General features: G+C 57.7%; 20 protein-coding genes. 10 read left to right on the top strand and 10 right to left on the bottom strand.

Features of this window, described 5'->3' with window-relative positions; all coding sequences use genetic code 11:
- Positions 1–117: 117 nt before the first annotated feature.
- The 5 genes from LPB19_RS05085 (at position 118) to LPB19_RS05105 (ending at position 5048) form a co-directional block, all read left to right on the top strand.
- The gene (locus tag LPB19_RS05085; protein ID WP_407943952.1) at positions 118–1146 is read left to right on the top strand and encodes a TRAP transporter substrate-binding protein; all 1029 of its coding nucleotides are present in this window, start codon (positions 118–120) and stop codon (positions 1144–1146) included.
- Positions 1147–1272: 126 nt separating this feature from the next.
- Complete coding sequence (potA, locus tag LPB19_RS05090; protein WP_206645025.1) at positions 1273–2394, top strand: spermidine/putrescine ABC transporter ATP-binding protein PotA; 1122 nt, start codon at positions 1273–1275, stop codon at positions 2392–2394.
- Entirely contained in the window at positions 2387–3244 is an 858-nt protein-coding gene (potB, locus tag LPB19_RS05095) for a spermidine/putrescine ABC transporter permease PotB (RefSeq protein WP_206645026.1), read from the top strand. The genes potA and potB overlap by 8 nt, the downstream gene beginning before the upstream one ends.
- Positions 3241–4011 carry a spermidine/putrescine ABC transporter permease PotC gene (gene potC, locus LPB19_RS05100; protein ID WP_206645027.1) on the top strand — a complete coding sequence of 257 codons (771 nt, stop codon included), beginning with the start codon at positions 3241–3243 and terminating at the stop codon, positions 4009–4011. Before potB ends, potC begins: the two co-directional genes overlap by 4 nt.
- The gene (locus LPB19_RS05105) at positions 4008–5048 is read left to right on the top strand and encodes an extracellular solute-binding protein (protein WP_206645028.1); all 1041 of its coding nucleotides are present in this window, start codon (positions 4008–4010) and stop codon (positions 5046–5048) included. Before potC ends, LPB19_RS05105 begins: the two co-directional genes overlap by 4 nt.
- 62 nt (positions 5049–5110) lie before the next feature.
- Here LPB19_RS05105 and LPB19_RS05110 read toward each other — a convergent pair whose 3' ends face one another.
- From LPB19_RS05110 to LPB19_RS05130, 5 genes are all read right to left on the bottom strand, one after another.
- Positions 5111–5551, bottom strand: a complete 441-nt coding sequence (locus LPB19_RS05110; RefSeq protein WP_206645029.1) for a universal stress protein — start codon at positions 5549–5551, stop codon at positions 5111–5113.
- 36 nt (positions 5552–5587) lie between these two features.
- Positions 5588–6874, bottom strand: a complete 1287-nt coding sequence (locus LPB19_RS05115) for a TRAP transporter large permease (RefSeq protein ID WP_206645030.1) — start codon at positions 6872–6874, stop codon at positions 5588–5590.
- Between the two features lie 36 nt (positions 6875–6910).
- The gene (locus LPB19_RS05120) at positions 6911–7507 is read right to left on the bottom strand and encodes a TRAP transporter small permease (protein WP_206645031.1); all 597 of its coding nucleotides are present in this window, start codon (positions 7505–7507) and stop codon (positions 6911–6913) included.
- Positions 7508–7615: 108 nt separating this feature from the next.
- Positions 7616–8644: a TRAP transporter substrate-binding protein gene (locus LPB19_RS05125; RefSeq protein WP_206645032.1), complete on the bottom strand. Its 1029-nt coding sequence runs from the start codon at positions 8642–8644 to the stop codon at positions 7616–7618.
- A 153-nt stretch (positions 8645–8797) separates the two neighbouring features.
- The gene (locus LPB19_RS05130; RefSeq protein ID WP_206645033.1) at positions 8798–9322 is read right to left on the bottom strand and encodes an alpha/beta fold hydrolase; all 525 of its coding nucleotides are present in this window, start codon (positions 9320–9322) and stop codon (positions 8798–8800) included.
- Between the two features lie 126 nt (positions 9323–9448).
- Between LPB19_RS05130 and LPB19_RS05135 the strand changes: the two genes are divergently transcribed.
- The 4 genes from LPB19_RS05135 (at position 9449) to eutC (ending at position 13463) form a co-directional block, all read left to right on the top strand.
- On the top strand, positions 9449–10315 hold the full coding sequence (locus LPB19_RS05135) for an Nmad3 family putative nucleotide modification protein (protein ID WP_206645034.1): 867 nt from the start codon (positions 9449–9451) through the stop codon (positions 10313–10315).
- Between the two features lie 82 nt (positions 10316–10397).
- Complete coding sequence (locus tag LPB19_RS05140) at positions 10398–11153, top strand: putative 4-mercaptohistidine N1-methyltransferase (protein ID WP_206645035.1); 756 nt, start codon at positions 10398–10400, stop codon at positions 11151–11153.
- An 83-nt stretch (positions 11154–11236) separates the two neighbouring features.
- Positions 11237–12649 (top strand): ethanolamine ammonia-lyase subunit EutB, encoded by a 1413-nt coding sequence (locus tag LPB19_RS05145; RefSeq protein WP_206645036.1) that lies wholly within the window; start codon positions 11237–11239, stop codon positions 12647–12649.
- On the top strand, positions 12642–13463 hold the full coding sequence (eutC, locus tag LPB19_RS05150; RefSeq protein WP_206645037.1) for an ethanolamine ammonia-lyase subunit EutC: 822 nt from the start codon (positions 12642–12644) through the stop codon (positions 13461–13463). The genes LPB19_RS05145 and eutC overlap by 8 nt, the downstream gene beginning before the upstream one ends.
- Positions 13464–13486: 23 nt before the next feature.
- On the opposite strand, the gene LPB19_RS05155 is transcribed toward eutC, so the two are convergent.
- Complete coding sequence (locus LPB19_RS05155) at positions 13487–13804, bottom strand: hypothetical protein (RefSeq protein WP_206645038.1); 318 nt, start codon at positions 13802–13804, stop codon at positions 13487–13489.
- 339 nt (positions 13805–14143) lie between these two features.
- On the opposite strand from LPB19_RS05155, the gene katG reads away from it, so the two are divergent.
- The gene (gene katG, locus LPB19_RS05160; RefSeq protein WP_206645039.1) at positions 14144–16366 is read left to right on the top strand and encodes a catalase/peroxidase HPI; all 2223 of its coding nucleotides are present in this window, start codon (positions 14144–14146) and stop codon (positions 16364–16366) included.
- 61 nt (positions 16367–16427) lie between these two features.
- Here katG and LPB19_RS05165 read toward each other — a convergent pair whose 3' ends face one another.
- The 4 genes from LPB19_RS05165 to LPB19_RS05180 form a co-directional block, all read right to left on the bottom strand.
- A complete protein-coding gene (locus LPB19_RS05165) occupies positions 16428–18719 on the bottom strand; it encodes a tetratricopeptide repeat protein (RefSeq protein WP_206645040.1) in 2292 nt (763 codons plus the stop codon).
- Between the two features lie 176 nt (positions 18720–18895).
- Positions 18896–20107: an SO2930 family diheme c-type cytochrome gene (locus tag LPB19_RS05170; protein WP_228289218.1), complete on the bottom strand. Its 1212-nt coding sequence runs from the start codon at positions 20105–20107 to the stop codon at positions 18896–18898.
- 69 nt (positions 20108–20176) lie between these two features.
- Positions 20177–21661 carry a parallel beta-helix domain-containing protein gene (locus LPB19_RS05175; protein WP_206645041.1) on the bottom strand — a complete coding sequence of 495 codons (1485 nt, stop codon included), beginning with the start codon at positions 21659–21661 and terminating at the stop codon, positions 20177–20179.
- A 196-nt stretch (positions 21662–21857) separates the two neighbouring features.
- Positions 21858–22919, bottom strand: a complete 1062-nt coding sequence (locus LPB19_RS05180; protein ID WP_228289219.1) for a helix-turn-helix transcriptional regulator — start codon at positions 22917–22919, stop codon at positions 21858–21860.
- Positions 22920–23039 lie beyond the last annotated feature (120 nt).

A 23039-nucleotide genomic window follows, 5' to 3' on the forward strand; every position in this document is an offset into this window, starting at 1 on the left:
GGGCAAAATCCCGGCAAGCTACTATGCCGGCGTTTGGAATAAAAAATATCTCGAATATAACTTCTAAGGATGCCCACCATGATCAATCGTCTGACCCGGGGGCTGGTCCTGTCGCTGATGTTAGGACTCAGCGCGGCCAGTCACGCCAAGGAAACGCACACACTTCGTCTGGCCCAGACCTGGGGCCCCAACTCGCCGATTCTGGGTGAAACGGTTGAGCATATGGCCGACATGGCTGAAAAGATGTCCGATGGTCGGCTGCGGATCCGGATTGACGCTGCCAACAAGCACAAGGCTCCGTTTGGCATTTTCGATATGGTGCGTAATGGCCAGTACGACATGGGACACACTGCGTCCTATTACTACAAGGGCTCGATTCCGAATGCCATGTTCTTTACCACCGTGCCGTTCGGCATGATCGCGCCGGAACAGTACGCCTGGTTTTACCATGGCGGCGGCATGGAACTGATGCAGCAGGTCTACGAGCCCTTCGGACTGCTGTCGTTCCCCGGCGGTAATACCGGCAACCAGATGGGCGGTTGGTTCCGTGAGGAAATCAACGGGGTCGAGGATCTGGACGGCCTGAAAATGCGCACGCCGGGCTTCGCGGGTGAGGTGATGGCGGAATTGGGGGTGGCCGTGACCAACATTCCCCCAGGCGAGCTATACACCGCCCTGGAGCGCGGAACCATTGACGCCGTGGAGTGGGTCGGACCGGCGCTCGACTTCAATATGGGCTTCCACCAGATTGCCAACTACTATTATTCCGGATGGCAGGAGCCCGGTGCCGAGGTTCAGTTCCTGATCAACCAGAACGCCTGGGACAAACTGCCGGCCGATCTGCAGGAGATTCTGCGCGTTGCGATGCGGACCGCGGCCTATGACATGTATATCCAGAGTACGCACGCCAGCGGCGTGGCCTGGAGCCGCATGAAGGACGACTATCCGGACGTAACACACCGGACATTCCCGGCTGACGTCATTGAGGCGCTGCGGGCCGCTACCGAAAAGCGCCTGAAAGAAGTGGCCGAGGGCGACCCGCTGGCGCAGCAGATCATTGCCTCGCAGCGTCGCTATCTGGAGCAGGTCCGTCAGTGGACCAATATCTCTGATAAGTCTTATCTGGATAGCGTAGCCGGCGAGTAAACCTCATTCGTGTGCCCGGCGATGTGTCGCCGGGTCTCGGAATGTCCTGACGTCCCGTTGTGCAGAATAACCTTCTGTTTCGGAGGGGGTTCTGAAAAAATGGGGCCCTTTTCAGGGGTTGGGCGAATGAAGAAAACGTTGCTCTCGCTAAGAGGCCTTTCAAAGCACTTCGGTGAACGAACCGTGCTGGATTCGCTGGATCTGGACATCCTGGATGGTGAGTTCATCACGCTGCTCGGGCCCTCCGGTTGTGGCAAGACAACCCTGCTGCGTCTGATGGCCGGCTTTGAGTTGCCCAATAGCGGCAGCATTACCCTTGATGGCAACGACCTGACCTCCGCCCCGCCGGAATATCGCCCCCTGAATACGGTATTTCAGCACTATGCGCTTTTTCCTCATATGTCGGTGTTCGATAACGTCGCCTACGGCCTGAAGATGGAAAAGCGCCCCAAGGACGAAATCCGTCAGCGGGTGGAAGAAGCACTCGACATGGTGCAGTTGCGGGATTTTACCAACCGCAAACCGCATCAGCTCTCGGGTGGTCAGCAGCAGCGGGTGGCCATTGCCCGCGCTGTGGTCAAACGCCCGCGCCTGCTGTTACTGGATGAGCCCTTGTCCGCTCTGGACTACAAACTCCGCCGCACCATGCAGGGCGAACTCAAGCGCCTGCAGCGCGAGCTGGGTATTACCTTTGTATTCGTGACCCACGATCAGGAAGAAGCGCTGTCCATGTCCGATCGGGTGGTGGTCCTGAAAGATGGCGTGGTGCAGCAGCTGGGCACGCCGCGGGAAGTTTACGAGCGGCCAGCCAACCTGTTTACCGCCCGCTTCGTGGGGGAAACCAACTTCTTTCCCGGTACGGTGGAAAGCCACGACGACAACACCATCGTGGTGGATGTGCTGGGTCTCAAGCGCCGCCTGCGTCACCCGGCGTTTCCGGTCCGCGCGGGTCAGCAACTGCACCTGCTGTTGCGACCCGAGGACATCCGCGTGCTGGAGCCGGATGACGAGAATGGCCTGGCGGGCAAGGTTGTTGAGCGTAATTACAAGGGCAGCACCCTGGATTCGGTGATTCACCTTGCCGACGGCCGGGAAGTGCTGGTCAGTGAATTCTTTGACGAGGACGACCCCACCTTTGATTACCGGCTCGGTGAGCCGGTGAAGTTGAGCTGGGTCGACGGCTGGGAGTGGCTGCTGCCGGAGGAAGAAGGGGGCGCCATCGACGAGGCGTTGCAGGCTGATGCTTAGTATCCGCCAACAGCCCTTCAAGTATGCGGTACTGGCCCTGGTCTGGGGCTGGTTGCTGTTTCTGGTACTGGCTCCCAACCTGATGGTCGTGGGTGCCAGCGTTATGACGCGGGACCCGTCTTCGTTCATTTCACTGCCGCTGAATCTTGACGCCTACCGGCAACTGTTCGATCCGCTGTACCTGGATGTGTTTCTGCACTCCCTGTACATGGCGGCGGTGACGACCCTGATCTGCCTGTTGATCGGTTACCCCTTCGCCTGGGCGCTGTCGAAAGTGGGTAAACAGCGCCAGGTGCTGCTGATCTTTTTCCTGATCGTCCCGTTCTGGACCAATTCCCTGGTTCGCACCTACGCGCTCAAGCTGATCCTGGCGACCAACGGGCTGCTGAACAACGCACTGATGTCGATGGGGCTGATCGAGGAGCCGCTGAAGCTGCTGTACACCGAAGGCGCCGTCATCATTGGCCTGGTGTACCTGTTGCTGCCATTCATGATTCTGCCGCTGTATTCGGTGTTTGATGATCTGAAGCAGGAATTGCTGATGGCCTCCCACGATCTGGGCGGCGGGCATCTGGCGACCTTTCGTCATGTCATTGTGCCGCTGACGCTGCCGGGGGTGATTGCCGGCGTCATGCTGGTGCTGCTGCCCGCCATGGGATTGTTCTTCGTGCCCGATATCCTGGGCGGCTCCCGCAACCTGCTGGTGGGTAACGTGATCAAGAATCAGTTCCTGGACGCTCGGAACTGGCCTTTCGGGGCGGCCGCCAGCATTGTGCTGACGCTGACCATGGCCGTACTCCTGCTGGCCCACCGGGTCAGCAAGCGGCGCCTGGGCGAGGAGGTGGCATGATCCGTTGGTTGCCTCGTGCCTACCTGGCTCTGGTGTATTTGCTGCTGTACGTGCCCATCCTGGTTCTGGTGGTGTTTTCGTTCAATGAATCGCGCACCGGCTACGCCTGGGGCGGTTTCAGCCTGCGATGGTACGAAGCCCTGTTTAACAACCCGGCGATGGTGCAGGCCATGTGGAACTCGTTGTGGCTGGCGTTGTCGGCAGCCACGGTGTCCACCATGATCGGTGCGCTGACCGCCCTGGCGCTTCACCGCTACCGGTTCCGCGGCAAGAAAGTGCTGAACGGCATGCTGTTTGTGGTGATGATGTCGCCGGAGATTGTGCTGGCCATTTCGCTGCTGGCCCTGTTCCTGTTGGTGGGCCTGCAACTGGGCTATGTTTCCCTGTTACTGGCGCACGTTACGTTCTGCCTGCCCTTTGTGGTGATCACCGTCATGGCGCGCTTGAGCGGTTACGATGAGAGCCTGCCGGAAGCGGCACGGGATCTGGGTGCGACGGATTTCGTCATGACCCGCACGGTGCTGATTCCGGCGATTATGCCGGCTTTGCTGGCGGGCTGGCTGTTGGGCTTCACCCTGTCTCTGGATGATGTGGTGGTCAGTACGTTCGTGAGCGGGCCAAGCTACGAAATTCTGCCGCTGAGGATTTACTCCATGGTGCGTGTGGGCCTCAAACCCGAGGTGAATGCGTTAGGCACCCTGTTGCTGGTGTTCTCCCTGGTGATGCTGATGTTGTCTCAATGGATACTGATAAGGAGCAAACGATGAAGAAACTCGCACTGGCTGGTCTGTTGGCCATCGGGCTCACAGGCTGCAGTTCCGAGGAGTCGCAGGTTCTGAACCTGTATAACTGGTCGGAGTACATGCCTCAGGAAGTACTGGACCGGTTCCAGGAAGAGACCGGTATCCAGGTGGTTTACACCACCTACGACAGCAACGAGGCCATGTATGCCCGGCTCAAACTGCTGGACGAGAGTTCGGCGTACGATCTGGCGGTGCCGTCCACTTACTACGTCAGCAAGATGCGTCAGGAAGACCTCCTGATGCCGATTGATCGCAGCAAGATCTCAGGTTTTGATAACCTCGACCCGGATCTGGTCAATCTGGATGTCGACCCGAATAACGAATACAGCGTGCCCTTCCTGTGGGGCACCACGGGCCTTGGGGTTGATACTGCCGATGTCGATGGCGAACCGGTGGAAGCCTGGGCAGACCTGTGGGATGAGCGGTTTGAGGGTCGGGTTAACCTGACCAACGACATGCGAGAGGTTTTCCACGTGGGCCTGCGCGTGCTGGGTCACTCTGGCAACAGCACCAACCCGGAGGAAATCGAAGCCGCCTACGAGAAGCTCAAAGAGCTGATGCCGTCGGTCCGCACCTTTAATTCCGACGCCCCGCGCATGCCTTTTCTCGAAGGTGAGGCGGATATCGGCATGATCTGGAACGGCGAAGCGGTGATGGGCCAGGAGACCCTGCCGTCACTGGAGTATGTCTATCCGAAAGAGGGCGTCATTGCCTGGCTGGACAGCTTCGTGATTCCCAAGAATGCCAAGAACCCGGAGGCGGCTCATCAGTTCATCAACTTTGTGCTGCGCCCGGAAATCTCCGCGCTGATCAGCGAAGACATTGGCTATGCGACGCCTAACCTGGCCGCGCGGGGATTGCTGGATGCGGAAGTGGCGAAAAACCGAGCCAGCTACCCCACGCCGGACGACATGGCGAACGCTGAATTCCAGACCGATATTGGCGATGAAGCCCTGCAGGTATACGCGAAGTACTGGGAAATGCTGAAATCCGGCCGCTAAACCGGGCTTGAGGCAGACAAACGAAAACGGAGGCCGCTGGCCTCCGTTTTTTTATGCCCGGTTCAGACAATCAGAACCGGACATTTGGCATTGGATGCCACACGATGTGACACGCTACCCATCAACAGGCCGTCTCGATCACTGTTGGTGCCGTGCGTGCCCAGCACAATCAGATCGATCTCTTTGTCGTTGGCGAAATCGATGATGGCCCGCGATGGCCGGCCGCCCTTCACAAAGCCGCGGACCTTGGTCGCACCAAGCGAACCCGCGTGTTCCTTGGCGTGATCCACCACCTCACGGGCAAAATCCGAGAGCATCTTGTCCGGAATATCCATCCCCGGTGGCCGGTCAATGGACAGCGATGCTTCGAACAGGCTGTGGTGTTTGTAGACACACAACAACAGCATCTCCGCATCGGTCAGCTTCTGCAGTTTGACCGCATGTTCAAGTGCTTTCATTGCAGTTGAGGAACCGTCCACGGCAACTAGGATCTTGTTGAACATGGCTTTCTCCTTCAGCGATTCCGGTTAGCCTGCGCGCTAATCCCGGAAGGCGACATCACGCAGGAACAGGGCAATGTCGGGGAATGCGATGATCAGCCCCGCTGCGGCTACCAGCATGATGATAAATGGTGGCGTACCCCGGATGACTTCCAGGTAGGGCCGCTTGAATATCGCAATGGCCGTGAAAATGTCACAGCCGAACGGTGGCGTCGCGGACCCGATGGCGACCTGCAGGGTAATCAGCACACCCACCAGCACCGGGTCCAGCCCGGTGGCCTGAATGGCCGGTGCAAAAATGGGTGTCAGAACCAGAATGACCACGATCGGATCGACGAACATGCAGGCGATAAAGAACGCGATGCAGATCGCAATCAGCACGCCCACCGGCCCGGCTTCGTTCACACCAACGGCAGACAGAATGGCCTGTGGGATCTGGGCGAACGAGATAATCCACGAGAAGCCATTCCCCACGGCGACCAGAATGAAGACCACCGCCGTAATCAGACCAGTGGACTTGGCGATCTTGTAGACGTCGGCCAGTTTCAGGGATCGGAAGACCACGAATTCGAGCAAAAAGGCATAAAGCACACAGACCGCCGCGGCTTCGGTCGGGCTGAAAATACCGCCGTAAATACCGCCCACGATGATGACGGGGAAAAACAGAGGCCAGATGGCGTCCCGTACCGCGACGGCCCGCTGGCCCCAGCTGGCTCTTTCTTCCGTGGGCACGTCGTTTTTGTAGGCGTAAATCAGGCAGTAGATCGAGAACATGAACAGGATCAGGATGCCCGGGCCAATGCCGGCGATGAACAGCTCGGCAATCGAGGTCTCGGAAATAACCCCGTAAATGATCATCCCGATGCTGGGCGGAATCAGGAACGCGATATCACTGGCGTTGATGATCAAGGCCAGGGTGAATGGGTCAGAATAGCCCGCCTTGAGCATTTTGGGTCTCAGGGGGGAGCCCACCGCAACGACGGTTGCCTGGGTGGAACCTGAAACGGCACCAAACAGGGTGCAGGAGGTGGCGGTGCTGATGGCCAGGCCACCTTTGACGTGGCCAATGAAGGCCATGACCATGTTGATCAGCCGGTCGGCGGACTGGCCACGAGTCATGATGTCGGCGGCCAGGATGAACATCGGAACGGCAATCAGCGAGGCCGGGCGAATACCGCCCATCATCTGCTGGATAAAGGTGCCCATTTGCCCGAGGCCGTCAAACATCATCACAAAGCCATAGATGGCGCCGGCGATCAGAGGGACCATCATCGGGAAGCCCAGTAGCAGCAGCCCGATCATGATGAGCATCATTATGGTGGCCATGGTTTTGTTTCCTTACCTGATATGAGCTGCTGGGTGTTACAACACTTCCGATTCAGTGTCGCTGTAGCCATCCTTTACACCGGTGGACAGGTAGACATCCTTGCTGGTGAGGTTCTTGATGGCAGTCAGAAGGTACTGGATGCCGGTAATCGCGAAGCCAATCGGGGCCCAGATGTAAATCATCCAGATCTCAATACCCAGCGCTGGCAGAATGCGGCCCCGGCCATACAGGGTTTCGATGTACTGGTAGGCGTAGTAACAAAGAAAGAACATCACCGCCGAGGTGAACAGGGCGATGAAAATCATCAGAACCTTGCGGGCCTTGGTGGGCAGGGCATCGTAAACCGCCGACATGCGGATATGGCGGCCATGGCGGGCCGCGTAGCCGATGCCGGCAAAGGTGATCAGGATGATGAGAATCCGGTTGATTTCACCGGAGAAGAACAGCCCCTCTCCGAAGACATAACGGGCAACCACGTTGACGCAGGTGTTCACGGCCATCAGGATGACGCCGAGAGCCAGCATCACGGCTTCTACCTTGGCAATCCAGGTATCAATGGTACCGAGGAATCCGGGCAGGCCAGATTCGTAGCTGCCAGTATCGTCCTCAATATCCGGGGAATTCTCGGACATGGGAAGTTCTCCAGAACTTGTTGCCCCGACCGGACAGCCAAGGCCTTGGCGGGGCGAGGTTGTAGCTAGGCCCTGCCGGTGGGAACGGGCAGGGCCGGTTGGCTCAGATTACTCGCTCTGAACTTCTTTCAGGTCTTCCTTGAACTGGTTGAGCAGTTCTTTGCCGGTGTCGCCGGTCATTTCGATGAACTTCTCTTCAACCTGCGGCGCCCGTTCCTTGAAGGCCTCGATCTGCTCGTCGCTCAGGCGAGTGACGGTAACGTCGTCAGATTTCTCCTGGATCTTGGCCAGGGACTCGTCCGCCAGACCATCAATGTGCTCGATAATCTCTTCAAAGGCGAAGTCGGCCGCGTCCTGAACCAGCTTCTTGTCTTCGTCAGACAGACCATCGTAGAAGCTCTTGTTAGCCATCATGGCGGTGGTGAACCAGCCGTGCTTGGTGAATACGAGGTTCGGAGACACCTCATACAGGCCGCCGGATTCGATCCAGAAAATCGGGTTTTCCTGACCCTGAATCATGTTGGTCTGCAGGGCACCGTAGACCTCACCCCAGGGCAGCGGGGTCGGAGTAGCACCGAACGCGGAATAAGTTTCCGACAGCAGCGGGTTGGTCATTACCCGGATCTTCTTGTTGTTGAAGTCCGCAGGTTTGGTAACCGGCTCATCCACGGTAACCACCATTTCGCCTTCCGGGTACATCTTCAGCAGTTCCAGACCCTTGTCGGCGTACAGCTTGGGGAAGTTCTCGTTGATGGCTTCACTGGTGCGGAAGAATTCAACAACGGTTTCCATATCGGTTGGCATCAGATACGGAATGAAAAAGATCTGGGCTTCCGGAATCAGGGCACCGGTAAAGCCGGGAGACTGGTTAACGAAGTTCAGGATGCCCGCCTGGGTTTGCTCCATGATGTCGTCAGATTCACCCAGTTCACCAAAGCGGAATACCTGCAGGGTGTGGTCCGAGTTTTCTTCGATGTATTCCTTGAACTTGTAGGCGTATACGTCCTGGACGTCGCCTTCGTATTCTTCGTGGGCGTAACGCCAGTTGGCTGCGCTAGCCGAATTGACCGCGGTCATAGCCGCAAATGCGAACGCTGAAATTCCGGCCAGTTTTCTGAATTTGCTCATTCTACTCATCGGGTTTTCTCCGTTCCTTTGCTGGTTAAATTTTATTGTTCCGTTACTTTAGATTGGCAAAGCGTCAGCGTTTTCGCAAGAAATTGACCAAATTAGTCAAGATGTTACCGGCATCGGAAGGCATGAGAACGTGGTTGGAAATAGCTCGTTTCACTAAGCGAGACAGCGCTCCAGAAATCTCCGAAACTCTTCGCTTACCCGTTCGACACTGTTTTCCAGACGGTGGCCGTCGGGCAGGATCAGGGTCGGTAATTTCTGGTCGTGGGCCAGTTCCAGAACCGGCATCACCGGAATCACGTGGTCGTCCCAGCCCAGAATCATCTGAGCAAACCGGGCCCGAATGCGCGGACTGGATTGCGGATACTGCGGCAGCGCCAGTGCCGGGGCCAGCAGGAAACATCCGAGCACCGGGGTCTGGCTGCTGGTATGGGCACACACCCAGCCACCCATGCTGGAACCTGCCAGCACCGTGCGCTCGGGAACGGCGCCGGCCTCGGCCATGGCATCTGCCATTTGGCGGAATCGGGTGGCCGGGTCTTTGGTGGTGCGGTGGTCAAGCGCGGTCGCTGTGACTCCTGGAAAGGCCTCCGCCACCGCCTTCATGGCCTGGATCTTGGTGCTGCCGGGGCCGCTTTCCAGACCGTGGGAGAGAAAAACATGGAATTCGGGAGAGGTCATGATGGTTCAACCTGTGAGTCTGAGTGAACGTTGGGATCGGGGTATGGTGTCTGGCATTGTGACAGCCTGTCCAGCACCTGATCTGTGCTAGGTTCTCGTTGTGCCTGAGTTTTTCGCGGTAATGACATGCGTCTGATTTTAAGCCGAAAGGGCTTTGATTCCTCTGCCGGTGGCTGCCCCAGTCCGGTGCTTCCAGACGGTACCCTGTGCGTACTGCCAATTCCGGACGAGCACTCCGCCATCCGCTATGGCGATATCTGGTGCGGTGACCGGAAGCTCGGCAAACTGGTTCATGACCTGAGCGGCGGGCGGGTTCGGGCCGGTCACCGGGCGCACCTCGATCCGGACATTGTAGCCGGCGCCTACCCTCGGTCTGCGGGCTGGCGCCCCGTGCTCGGCCAGGCGGGATCCGCGCAGGGGCATCTTCGCAACCAGGGCGTTGGCGCGGGCGATCTGTTCCTGTTCTTCGGCGTCTTCCGTCAGGCCGAGCTTGTCCGGCGTCGGTGGCGATTTGTGCCCGGAAGCCGGCCGTTCCATGCGCTTTGGGGCTGGTTGCACATTGGTGAGGTGGTGCCGGTGGATCAGCAAACCGCCTCCCGGCTGCCCTGGGCGGGCTACCATCCTCATTTGCAGGGCAGGACGGACGGAACCGATGCACTCTATCTGGCCTCGGACAGTTTCCAGTTGCCGGAGCGTTCCGGTGTTATTCCCGGTAGCGGTGCCTTTCCGGTGTTGGATGAATCCCTGGTGCTGACCGACCCCGAGGGGCGATTGCCGACGCAATGGCGCCTGCCTGCGGGGTTTTTTCCCGGTAACGGACGGCCACCGCTAAGCTATCACAGCAAGCCCGGGCGCTGGCAGCTCGCGCCGCCGTGGTGTTACTTGTCCTGCGCCGCACGGGGGCAGGAATTCGTGCTGGATCTGGCGCATTACCCCGAGTTATCGCCCTGGTTAGGTGGGCTGCTGGGCGGAATGTCGCCCCCACAGCCCTGACCGCCGGAGTTTGCGCCGCGTTTCGGGAATCGTTGTATGATGTTCTATTGCCATTTTTCGGACAGGGTCGGAGGCCAGGGATATGCAATCGAACGGGTTTTATGAGCACGATGCTGCACTTGCCCAGTATCTGGAATTCCATTTTGGCGAGACCTGGCACGGGGAACCGAATTTCCCGAAAGAACTGGCCGATGCCGCGCTCGAAGCCATGGACGGGCGCAACCTGGGCCGGGCGCTGGACATCGGCTGTGCGTGCGGGCGCACCAGCTTCGAGCTCGCCAGGGCGTTCGATCATGTGGATGGCATTGATTACTCCAACCGTTTTGTCGAAGCCTGCAAGGAAATGGCGAGGCACCGGGTGATTCGCTACGCTCGTCCGGAAGAGGGCGAGCTGGTCAGTCATCAGGAGCGCACGCTGGAACATCTGGGGCTTGATCAGACGTCCGGTCGAGTGGCCTTCCATCAGGGTGATGCCTGTGACCTGCCTTCCCAGTTCAGGGATTATGACCTGATTCTGGCCGGCAACCTGATTGACCGTCTTTACGACCCCGCCAGATTTCTGACCAGCGTGCACGAACGTCTGACCCACGACGGCCTGCTGGTGATTGCCTCGCCCTACACCTGGCTTGAGGAATACACCCCGCGGGCGTCCTGGGTGGGGGGCTTCCTGAAAGACGGCGAACCCTACACGACCCTGGATGGCCTCCGGGATATGCTCGCTCCCAATTTCCGCTTGCACAGCCAGCCGCGGAGTCTGCCGTTTGTCATTCGTGAAACACGAAACAAGTTCCAACACAGTTTTTCCGAGCTGACGGTGTGGCAGCGGGTCGACGCATAGACCTCGGATTGCCCCACAGCACTGACGCCAGGGCGGCATGGTTGTTGCTGTCCTTACCATAAGGACGGGTTTCGGGGGGCCGCATGCACCAACAATACGCATATCAGCTGGGTAAGCGCACCTGGCAGTTCCGGAATCTGGCGGATTTGATGGCCAAGGCCACGCCGGTGCGTTCGGGAGACCGGCTGGCGGGCGTAGCTGCCGGCTCGGATGAAGAGCGAGTGGTGGCGCAGATGGCGCTGGCGGAACTCCCCCTGAAGGTGTTCCTGAACCAGGCGCTGGTGCCTTACGAACAGGACGATGTGACACGGCTGATTCTGGATGAGCACGATGCCGCGGCCTTCGGTGTGATTTCCCATCTGACCGTCGGCGACTTCCGGAACTGGCTGCTCAGCGATCAGGCTTCGCCGGAGGTTCTTGTCGCGCTCCGGCCCGGGCTGACGCCTGAGATGGTGGCCGCGGTCAGCAAGCTGATGCGCAACCAGGACCTGATTCTGGTGGCCCGCAAATGCCGCGTGACCACCGCCTTTCGAAGCACCATCGGTTTGCCGGGGCGGTTCTCCACCCGGCTGCAACCCAATCACCCCACCGACGACCTCACCGGTATCGCGGCCAGCATTCTGGATGGCCTGCTTTACGGCAGCGGCGATGCGGTGATCGGTATCAATCCTGCCACCGATAACCTGGGCCAGGCGAGCCGACTGCTCAGGATGCTCGACGAGGTGATCCAGGAATACGATATCCCCACCCAGTCCTGTGTGCTGACCCATGTCACCAACACCCTTGAGGCCATGGAGCAGGGCGCACCGGTGGACCTGGTGTTCCAGTCCATCGGTGGTACCGAGGCCACCAATCGCAGTTTCGGGTTTACCTTGTCGAACCTCACCGAGGCCCGGGAGGCAGCTCTGGCACTGAACCGGGGCACGGTGGGCAACAACGTGATGTATTTCGAGACTGGACAGGGCAGTGCGCTGTCGGCCAATGCGCACCACGGGCTGGATCAGCAAACCTGCGAGGTCCGGGCCTATGCGGTGGCCCGAAAGTTCGATCCGTTGCTGGTGAATACCGTGGTGGGGTTTATTGGCCCGGAATATTTGTTCGACGGCAAGGAAATCATCCGCGCCGGCCTGGAAGATCATTTCTGTGGCAAATTGCTGGGCCTGCCGATGGGGTGTGACATCTGCTACACCAACCACGCCGAAGCCGACCAGAACGACATGGACAACCTGCTGACCTTGCTGAGTGTGGCGGGCTGCAATTTCATCATGGGGGTGCCGGGGGCGGATGACATTATGCTCAATTATCAGGCGACGTCGTTCCATGATGCGCTCTACGCCCGCCGGGTTCTGGATCTGAAACCAGCGCCGGAATTCGAGCAGTGGCTGGCCCGGATGAACATTTTTGCTGACGTGTCTCGTCACGAACCGAGTGCCGCGATGCCGGGAGTGTTCCGTGACCGACTCAAAGGCTTGCCGGGGGAGTTTGGCAATGACTGAGCACCAGAACCCGGTCATCGCCAATCAGTGGCGCGGGCTTCGATCCTACACGGACGCGCGGATTGGCCTTGGGCGGGCCGGTGTTGGCCTGCCCACGTCGGAGTTGCTGGCTTTCCAGCTGGCGCATGCGCAAGCGCGGGATGCGGTGCATCTGCCGTTGGATACGGCGGCGCTGATACAGGGTCTGGAGACAGCAGTACAGGATCATCTTTCCGCAGCTCCGCTGGTTCTGCAGAGCTGTGCCGCAGACCGGCTCACTTACTTGCAGCGGCCCGATCTGGGGCGGCAACTGAGCCAACACAGCCAGGCCATATTGCAATCCGTGCCAACTCGGGCCTCTGTCGATCTGGCGATTGTTATCGTGGATGGCCTGTCTTCCGTTGGCGTGCAGAACTCGGCTGCGCCCCTGGTTGGGCAGCTTCTGGACATGCTGGACCGGGACGATCGTGCATGGCGGCTGGCGCCAGTGACCGTGGTACAGCAGGGACGGGTGGCCATTGGGGATGAAATCGGTGAACGCTTGCAGGCCCGGATGGTGGCGGTGCTGATTGGCGAACGCCCCGGACTGAGTTCGCCGGACAGTATGGGCATCTATCTGACTTATGATCCGAAGCCGGGGGTGAACGATGCCGGGCGAAATTGCCTGTCGAATATACGAGCCGCAGGCATGGCAGTGGAGGATGCCTGCCATCGTTTGCTGTACTTGATGCGAGAAGCGAATCGGTTACGGGTGACGGGGGTAGGGCTTAAAGACCGGACTGAAGAGACCGAGCTCGCAGCGGGTCGGGCCAACAAGAACTTCCTGACTCGTTGACCCTCATCGCGCCGGGGTGGTTATCAGAAGCGCAACCCTTCCATTTGGCGACGCTGACGTTGCTGGGTCAGCAGTACGTTCACAACCGCAAGCGTGACGAACAACGCGACGCCCTTGGGAACCATGGCGTGAATTTCCGGGTTTGGTGCGGTCACGGCAGTGACCAGCACCATGCCGAGCGTGTTGCGCGCCAGTCGAATCATCAGCGTTGCTCCCAGCAAACCGGATTGCAGCGCGGTCTCCGCAGAGCGCAGGCAGCGGCCGATGGCGGGCATGAGATGCACGGTGTTAATGAGCAGAGCGATGAAGATCAGAGCTTGAGCGATGCTAAAAAACGTCATGTTACCTCGGTACTAATTAAAACGACTGTTTAAAAATTGGCCGGGATTATCCGGAATTGATCAAATTTAATCCAGTTCGATTTCGTAACACGGAAACCAGCTCGCGACTCGGCCTGCCCCTGGTTCACGTCCACCTGTAAACCAAAAACTATTGCTGCGGTTAGAAAATCCAACTGTCAGCCCCGCCTGTCCGTTGCTACAACTAAGTTTACACAATCACGCAGAAATGATGGATCGGATCGCGTTTTACGACAAAGAAAGACGTCCTGAACAGCGGATTATCGAACCTGGTCTATCTTGGTAAATGCCTCATCCACAGCAGCACAGCCGGAGAAAGACATGAGTTCAACGACAAATCAGCCGGGCGCTGGAAAATGCCCTGTTATGCACGGCGCCATGACAAAGCTCGACAGCGCGGGCACCTCGGTTCGCGACTGGTGGCCGAATCAGCTCAACCTCAACATCCTGCACCAGCACTCCGCCAAATCGAATCCCCTGGGCGGCGATTTCAACTACGCCGAGGAGTTTAAAAAGCTGGATCTGGCTGCGGTCAAAAAAGACCTCGCTGACCTGATGACCGACTCCAAGGACTGGTGGCCGGCGGACTACGGACACTATGGCCCCTTCTTCATCCGAATGACCTGGCACAGCGCCGGTACCTATCGGATCGGCGACGGCCGGGGTGGCGCGGGCACCGGCAACCAGCGTTTTGCCCCCATCAACAGCTGGCCTGACAATGGTAATCTGGACAAGGCCCGTCGTTTGCTCTGGCCGATCAAGAAAAAGTACGGCAACCAGATTTCCTGGGCCGACCTGTTCATCCTGACCGGCAACGTGGCCATGGAAACCATGGGCTTCAAGACCTTTGGCTTTGCCGGTGGCCGCGCTGACATTTATCAGCCGGAAGAGGACATCTACTGGGGTGCGGAGGAAGAATGGCTGGCCACCAGTGACAAGCCGCACAGCCGTTACTCCGGTGACCGGGACCTGGAAAATCCGCTTGCAGCGGTGCAAATGGGTCTGATCTATGTGAATCCTGAAGGCCCGGACGGCAATCCGGACCCGCTGGCGTCCGCCCACGACATCCGTGAGACCTTTGCCCGCATGGCCATGGACGATTACGAGACCGTCGCCCTGACCGCTGGCGGACATACCTTTGGCAAGACCCATGGCGCCGGGGATCCGGACAAGGTCGGACCGGAGCCGGAAGCCGCGCCCATCGAAGAGATGGGGCTGGGGTGGCGAAGCAGCCATGGCAGCGGCAAAGGCCGCGATGCAATCACCAGTGGTCTGGAAGGCGCGTGGACGGCCAATCCGACCCAGTGGGACATGGGCTATTTTGACGTGCTCTTCAAGTACGACTGGGAGCTGACCAAGAGCCCGGCCGGCGCCAACCAGTGGAAGCCTGTTGGCCTGACTGAAAGCGACATGGCCCCGGACCCGGAAGATCCGTCCAAGAAAGTGCCGATTATGATGTCCACCGCGGATATGGCCATGCGTGAGGATCCGGCTTATCGCAAGATCTCGGAGCATTTCCGGGATAATCCCGATGAGTTTGCCGACGCCTTTGCCCGCGCCTGGTTCAAGTTGACTCACCGGGACATGGGGCCAAAGTCCCGCTATCTGGGCCCGGAAGTTCCGGACGAAGACCTGATCTGGCAAGACCCCGTGCCTGAGGTGGACCATGAGCTGATCAGCCATCAGGATGCGGAGGATCTGAAGAGTAAAATCCTGGATTCCGGTTTGTCGGTATCTGAACTGGTGTACACCGCGTGGTCCTCGGCCTCTACCTATCGTGGATCCGACATGCGCGGCGGCGCCAACGGTGCCCGTATTCGGCTGGAGCCGCAGAAGGATTGGGAAGTGAACCAGCCGCAGCAGCTGAGCAAGGTGCTGCAGACCCTGGAAGGGATCCAGTCTGCCTTCAATGGCCAATCCGGTAACAAGAAAGTGTCGCTGGCGGATCTGATTGTGCTCGGCGGGTGCGCCGCGGTGGAGAAAGCCGCGAGGGATGGGGGCCATGCCGTTACCGTGCCGTTCGCTCCGGGCCGGACCGACGCCACGGACGAGCAGACCGACGTCGACACCTTTGAATACCTGCGTCCAGAGGCCGATGGCTTCCGCAACTATCGCCGCACTAAATTCACCGTGTCCGACGAAGAAATGCTGGTAGACCGCGCCCAGCTGCTGGGTCTGAGTGCCCCTGAAATGACGGTTCTGGTGGGTGGCCTTCGAGTGCTGGATGCCAACTATCAGCAGGCCAAGCACGGGGTGTTTACCAAGACACCGGGCAAGCTGACGAATGATTTCTTCATCAACCTGACCGACCTGGATACCGAATGGAAGCCAACGTCGGGCGATGAAGACGTTTTCGAGGGCCGCGATCGCAACACCGGAGACGTGAAGTGGACCGGCACCCGTGTCGACCTGATCTTCGGTTCCAACTCCCAGTTGCGTGCCCTGGCCGAGGTATACGCTCAGGATGATGCCAAGGCGAAATTCGTGAACGACTTCGTGGCGGCCTGGACCAAGGTGATGAATGCCGATCGATTCGACATATAAGGTCGTTTAATACGCGACCATTCTGAATGAGAAAAGGCCGCCCGAACGGGCTGGCCTTTTTTTATGGTAGTTGAGCCTCCAGATCGCGGACTACACCGTTGGCGTAATTGTCGTCGGGGTAGAGCGATTGCATCCGACGTGCATAGCCCAGTGCTTTTTCCAGCTGTCCCTGCTCTATCAGGATATAAACCGCCGCCTGCAACAGTCCGTAGTCATCGGGGTGCTGTTTTAATGCGCTCGCCAGCACGTTTTCGGCGTCCTGCCAGCGTTTCTGCTGGCCAAGCACCAGAGCATGGTTGTAGCTGATCCGTGGATTATCGGGGTTCAGTTCGGACGCCTGCTCGAAACGTCGCAGCGCCACCGGGATGTTTCCTTGCTCGACCAGTACCAGGGCCAGCAGGTAGGCCAGATGGCCCCGATCCGCGTCGGGAATTTCGGGCCTGTCGGCACCGACTTTCAGGGTTTCCGCAGCAAGAGGGAGGTCACCCTGTTCACTGGCCATGGTGGCCAGGTTCACCCGGGCGGGTGTGAAGGTTGGGTCCAGGGCCAGTGCCTGTTGGTATTGCTTCGAGGCCTCGACAAGTCGCCCGGCCTGATGCAGGTAGGTCGCGTAATTGAATCGGCTCCCCGGCAAGGCCGCGAGGCTGGCTAGCCGGCTTTCAAAGTCTTTCTGGAATGCCATGATCTGTTGTTGTTCCGCCTCTGACAGGCCACTCAGGTCGGCTCCGGCCAATGCCCGCCAGGCCTGATCCCGAACCGCCCTTGGCTGATCGGAATCCAGTAGTTTCAGCAAAATAGCTTCGTTGCCGTCCGGAGTTACCTGGGCAAAGGCGCCAGCTGCATAGGCCCGAACCAGAGGTTCTTTGGCCAACAGCCCGGACCTCAGCGGCGACACCGCTGATTGGCCAAAGCCGGCAAGGTGCTCAGCCGCTGTAGCGCGGGCAATCGCAGGAACGCTGCGATCCCGTATCAGCCCTGCCAGTCGCCCGAAGGCGTCCTGCTCTGCCTGGCGAAAGGCACTCAGAGCGGCGGCGAAATGATCGGGATGCTTGGTGTCTGGATACCACGACTCCAGAGCCTCCAGCGCCCATAGCGCGTCTTTTTCTTGATGGCAGTCATTACAGGCATTGGGGGCGCCCGTTGACAGGGTCAGATCGGGCCTTGGAATACGGAAGCTGTGATCCCGCCGTGGGTCCACCACCATGTAGGTTTGCTCCGGCATGTGGCAGTTCACACACTGCGCACCGGGGGAACCAGCCGGATGGTGATGGTGTTCAGGGGTGTCGTAGTTTTTTTGTGTCAGCTGAGGGAACCGCTCTGAGGGTGCATCGTTGTGGCATTGCAGGCACAGGCCATTTCCTTCAACCAGACGCTTGCCGCTGTGGGGATCGTGGCAATCCAGGCAGGTGACGCCGGCTGCACTCATTTTGCTTTGGATGAAGGAGCCGTAAACATAGACCTCACCCTGAATCTGGCCATCCGGGTGGTACAGGTCTGGCCGTAAAGTGCTGGGCAGCGCCTTGTCGAGGTAGGCCTCCTGTGCGTGCTGGCCATCCTTCAACGGTTGGCGACGGCTATGGCAGTAGGCGCAGGTTTCAACCACTTCGCTGGGTTTCATGGCGCTGAAATCCACCAGCAGACCCATATCGTTGGCAGAGTGGGGGGCGGCTGGCTCCGATGCCACCGTGTTGGCCCATTCCACATGGCCTTGTCCGGGGCCGTGGCAGCCCTGGCAGCCCACGTTCTGTTCCTGCCAGGTGGTGGCGAAGGTGTCGGTGTCGGGCTGGTAATTCATGGTCAGAAACGTGGAATGGCAATCCGCGCACATGGCATTCCAGTTCTGGTAGCGGCCGGTCCAGTGCAGTGGATCGTCCGGGGCGAAGGATTGGCCCGGGTAGAGGGAAAACCAGCGTTGGCCACCTTCCGCCACCGGGCGGGTATCCCAGGCGATGGTGAGGGCCTGAAGCCTGCCGCCTGGCAGCTCGACGAGATATTGCTGCAGAGGGTAGTGGCCGAAGGTGTAGGCGATGGGAAAGTCGTCCGGGCCAACCTTTCCCTCGATGTTTACCCAGTACTGATCGCCTCTTTGAAAAAAAGAGGCCTGCACCGAGCCGTCATCAAACTCCACATCATCGAAGTCACCGAGGACGGAGGCGTTGTTGGCGGGTTGCATCGACCAGGCATGATCAGAGTGGCGCCAGCTTTCTTGCTGGCTCTGGTGACACTGGCCGCAGGATTCAACAGGCGCGTAGCCCTGACTGTTGTTGGACAGGGAGGGCGAGTTGGCGCTGGCTGAATAGAAAGGCAGCGACAGCCCAAGAAGGGCGAGAAGACAGGCCTGGATAAGCTTCATTGTATTGCCGCCGAAAGTCCTTTTCAGTTGCAGTGGCGATAAGTTCTTATCAGAAGTCCTCAGACTACAACGTTACCCGGAGTTTGTCCTGCTCGTGATGGTTATGACAAGGAAGGGGAGTAGGGACTCAACTTGTTACCTGTTGAGTCCCCAATCTTTCTGATCGTTACTGGGAGTTAGCCGTCGCAGGAGACTGGTGTCATATTGTTGATCCATCGGGCAATCAATTCAACACCCTCGGTGTGGACCAGAGCCCGGCCAATTTCTGGCATACGGTCTCCCCGCTCGTTCGAGTTCATGCGAAAATGCATGATGGATGCGTCAGCATCACCCGGAACGATATCGAAACTGCGAGATTCACCTCCATAGGCTACAGGCTGTTTGCACACACCGTGTGCCCTGGGCTCATCCTCGAAGCTTCTCCAATACTCGAGTTTAAGCCCCGTGTTACTTGCGCCACCCTCAGGTCGATGACAGTGTGCGCAGTTGGTGTCGAGGTAACCCTTGGCCAGTTTCTGTACCTCAGCAACTTCCATGAGTTGCAGTCCAAATTGATCCCCATCCTTGTATGCCGGAATCTTGGGAATGCTGTTCACGTCAGCAGGCAGTCCGGCCAAAATACCAGCTTCCTCCCAGTACGATAACTGGTTACGCGTTGTGCCGTCGGCGTAGTTGAAATCCCCGTTTAGGCTGCGGGCTTTTGGTCCAATGGGCGTGATTTTGCTCAGGGAACTGCTCGAGTCAGCTTTAAACTGGTGGCATTGCTTGCACTGGTTCGCGTCTGGAACACGGTAGGTAAACTTTAGTTCGCCATTGTGAATAATCGTTCTCTCACTGCTACCGCCGGCTAGGGCCAGTGTTGCATCTGTGCCTTCTTCGTTCCAGATATAGGGCAGTGCGGTCCAGCCATTTTCTCGGTGGATCATAAGTCGGGTTTCGATGAGAGTTTCATTTTCAAAACCGCGAACTCCTGTGTCTGTTGGCAGAGCAAACGTTTTGGTGATTACCGTGCCAACGGGGAAATCAAAGGCTTCGTTTTCGTTATATTGTGCCTGCTCACCTTCTGGCACAAAGACAAACCGGTATTTGGTCGCGTAATCGGTAAACAGTGGGGTGTTCAGGTCAAAGGCAATGCCTGTGCCGTTGGGATTGGTGGTTGGGTTCGCGTCGTTCGCAAACAGGCGATAACTGGACAATGAGGTGCAGTTATCGCTGGCCAGCGCCTGATGGTTGATTGCTCCAGTCGTGCTCTCGCAAGCAGACTGAGTATTGCCATTATTGGTGTTGTCATTGGTGTCGGTGCTGGAACCGCCGCCCCCGCCGCAAGCGGTAAGGAGCGCCGCAACAGCGATACCAATGGTGGTTTTTGTCAGGTTTTCGAACTTCATGAATGACTCCCGAGGCATACCCATCGGGCTAAGTCCGATGGGTATGCATGAATCAGAGGGTACCAAAAGTTAGAGTGCGCAGGACGCAGCGCTGGCGTCGCCAGTTTCATTACTTCCACAACCGTAGGATTTCCCACCGATTGTTGCTTGGGATGCTTGGAGGCGTGATGGTGCAGTTTCACAAACCAAAAGCTGACTTTGGGGCTCTTCGAGAAACAATTTGGGAATGGGAGTGCCAGTACTTTGATCGATGGTAGTGCCGTCAGGAATGGTCCCATACACTTGTCCGTAGCTAACGTCTCCGTTGGCCGTTGCGCAAATGGCGTCAACTTGTGGGTCGAAGGGTGCCCCTAAGATTGTTGGTGCAGCGCTTGCGTTGGCAAGCAGTTCCCCAAGCCCATCATAAAGAATGGTTGGCATCTTGCCTTTGGAGGGGTCGAGTAAGTAGCCGGCAATAATATCCGTTATCAGCTTCCCACGGGGATTCGTGCCTGAGATGCTGATGTTATTGTCATGGACATTGATATTGCGAGGTACCGGTTGCCAGCCGCTAGCAATGATCGGATCGTAGCTCGAGTCAGTCAGCAGATTTTCGTCCGCAAGCAGGAAGCTGGAGATGGCGACTGACAATGTGTCGTGGTCTGAAATAATGTTGTTGTAGATCTCGACATCCGGAGTGGAAAGTACGATAACGCCGGTACCTGGCGGGACAATGTGGACGCCGGCCGCGGAATCGCTGGTGTTTGCGAAGTTGTCAGTATTGTTACCCTCTACCAAGTTGTCGAAAACCCGGACGTTTGATCCGTATCTCTCCCCACCAATTGGAAGATCGAAAACGAGAATACCGCCGGTGTTGCCCGTGGCTATGTTGTCGTAGACATCGGCATTCATGGAGTTTTCAATTTCAATCCCGGCAACATTCTCCTCGGCAATATTGCGGCGCACTACAATGTCGTGCGACTGACCAACGTAGACTCCGGCATCTGCAGAGCCGCGGACATAGGAGTCCTCGATCAGAATATTGTCGCATTCGACCGGGTAGAGGCCGTAAGCACCATTGCCGGAGTTCAGCTCGCCTTCCCAGACGGTCGCGACATCATCAATGATGATGCCACTGGTATCTTTTAACTTAATGGCGTTATTGGGTGCTTCATAGACCCCAATATCCCGGATTTCGATGTCCACACCATTTTGGACAAATATGCCGTCGCCACCATCGGACTCGGCGAAGTCGAGTATGGTTTTTTCCTTACCGTAACCCATGATAGTGATGCCCTTGATGGAGGTGCCATCACCGTCGGTGTCACCATCAAAGAGTAGAGTGTCGTTAATCTGAAAACGGCCTTCGGGGAATACAATCACATCACCGGATTCGGCGGTAATAAATGCTTCCTTCGCGGCCTGGGTCAGATTTTCAGCCGGCAGCATGATCGCGCCTTCCGGGAAGGACACACCGGAATTAGAGTCACTGCCACCACAACCTGTGAGCATGACCGCGCAGATGGCGGTGCCTAGGATTGAGCGGCGAAAGAGGGGGTTAGAGCCTGTGGACATTGCACGTTCTCCGTTGTTGTTATTGCTGGTTAGTTATTGCAAATGCGTTAGTCGAACATTAAGCGGAGGGAGTGGCGCTGGCGAGAACAACGGGTGTGCAGAACCGTATGGCTTCTGTGCAAATTTTGAAAAGCTTTCTGGAACAGTCAGTTAAAGTTGTAATATTTGGTAATGAGCAAATCCTTCAACGGCTGCTTTAAAGAATTTGCTCGGTTATTTCAGTCGATTCGTGTTCACGGAACTTTGTTGGCGTGGTATCCATGATGTCTCGGAACGCCCGGTTAAATGAGCTGAGTGTTCGATATCCGACGTCAAGTGAAATATTGAGAATAGGGGTTTCGGGCTCGCGAACTAACCGCTTGGCGGCTTCTTCGATTCTCAGATGATTGATGTAGTCGTTAAAGTTCCGGTATCCCAAGGTTTGATTAATCAGTTTTCGAACTCGGTATTCAGGGATCTCTAGAGACCTGGCCAGCTGTTTGAGGGTCAGCTTTTCGGTCGTGAAATAGCCACTTTGCATCAGGGAGTTCAGCGCTTCCAGATCCTGATCGTATACCGGTTCAGGTGTCTGTTGATGCAGGCCTTTGCTTAAGGAATCACTTGAGGTAGTTACCGGTTCTGTTTCCTTCGACGGCTTTTCCTGAGTCAGTTCGAGAATTCCTTCCCGACCGCTTACCATGCAAATCAGGGATATCATTGAGGCCAGGCTCACGATGATCCCGCGACTGTAATCATTCAAAAGACCGAAATTAAGCGAAATCGTCGCAATGCCTACCGCTCCGCACACGATGACGAGAAACACCAGTCGGGCCCTGCGTCGTGACTCCACGAGATCTTCCCGCCAGTAACGGACGATGTAGTAAAGCCCGTGCAAAACGACGACATATTCGAACCACTGGCCGAGCCTGAAACCGAAGAACATCGCCACTGGCGACGCGTCGCCGTCGCTGAGCAAGGGCCGGGCCAGGGCCGGCGCGAGGAAACTGTACAGGGCCATGAATCCCCAGATGGAGCGGAATCTGGGGCGCGCAGCGAAGATCAGCTGGCACAGTGCCCAGATGAGTGCCGGCGCTGCCGTCTGAAGGACTGCGGCAATCCAGCGCCAGCCCTCGGGGACCAGTGGTGCAACCAGATACGCGGTGGCCGCGCACAGCAGCAGCAGAAACACCTGGCCGACACGCAAGTGGCTGAAATCGCGTGCAATAATGAAAAACAGGCAGGTCAGGCAGCCCAGACCAAACCCTGTGAGCAGCAGCAAAGTACGTACCCCTATATCGTTCTTGCTTTATTTTTATGTCAGGGAGTTTGAGCCTAATAGAACGGGGCGGATTTTTCAGCAGGAATTTGGTGATGGGGTCGGGTAGAAAGCAGAAAGCCA

It is taken from the genome of Marinobacter salinisoli (assembly GCF_017301335.1).
Classification (GTDB): domain Bacteria; phylum Pseudomonadota; class Gammaproteobacteria; order Pseudomonadales; family Oleiphilaceae; genus Marinobacter; species Marinobacter salinisoli.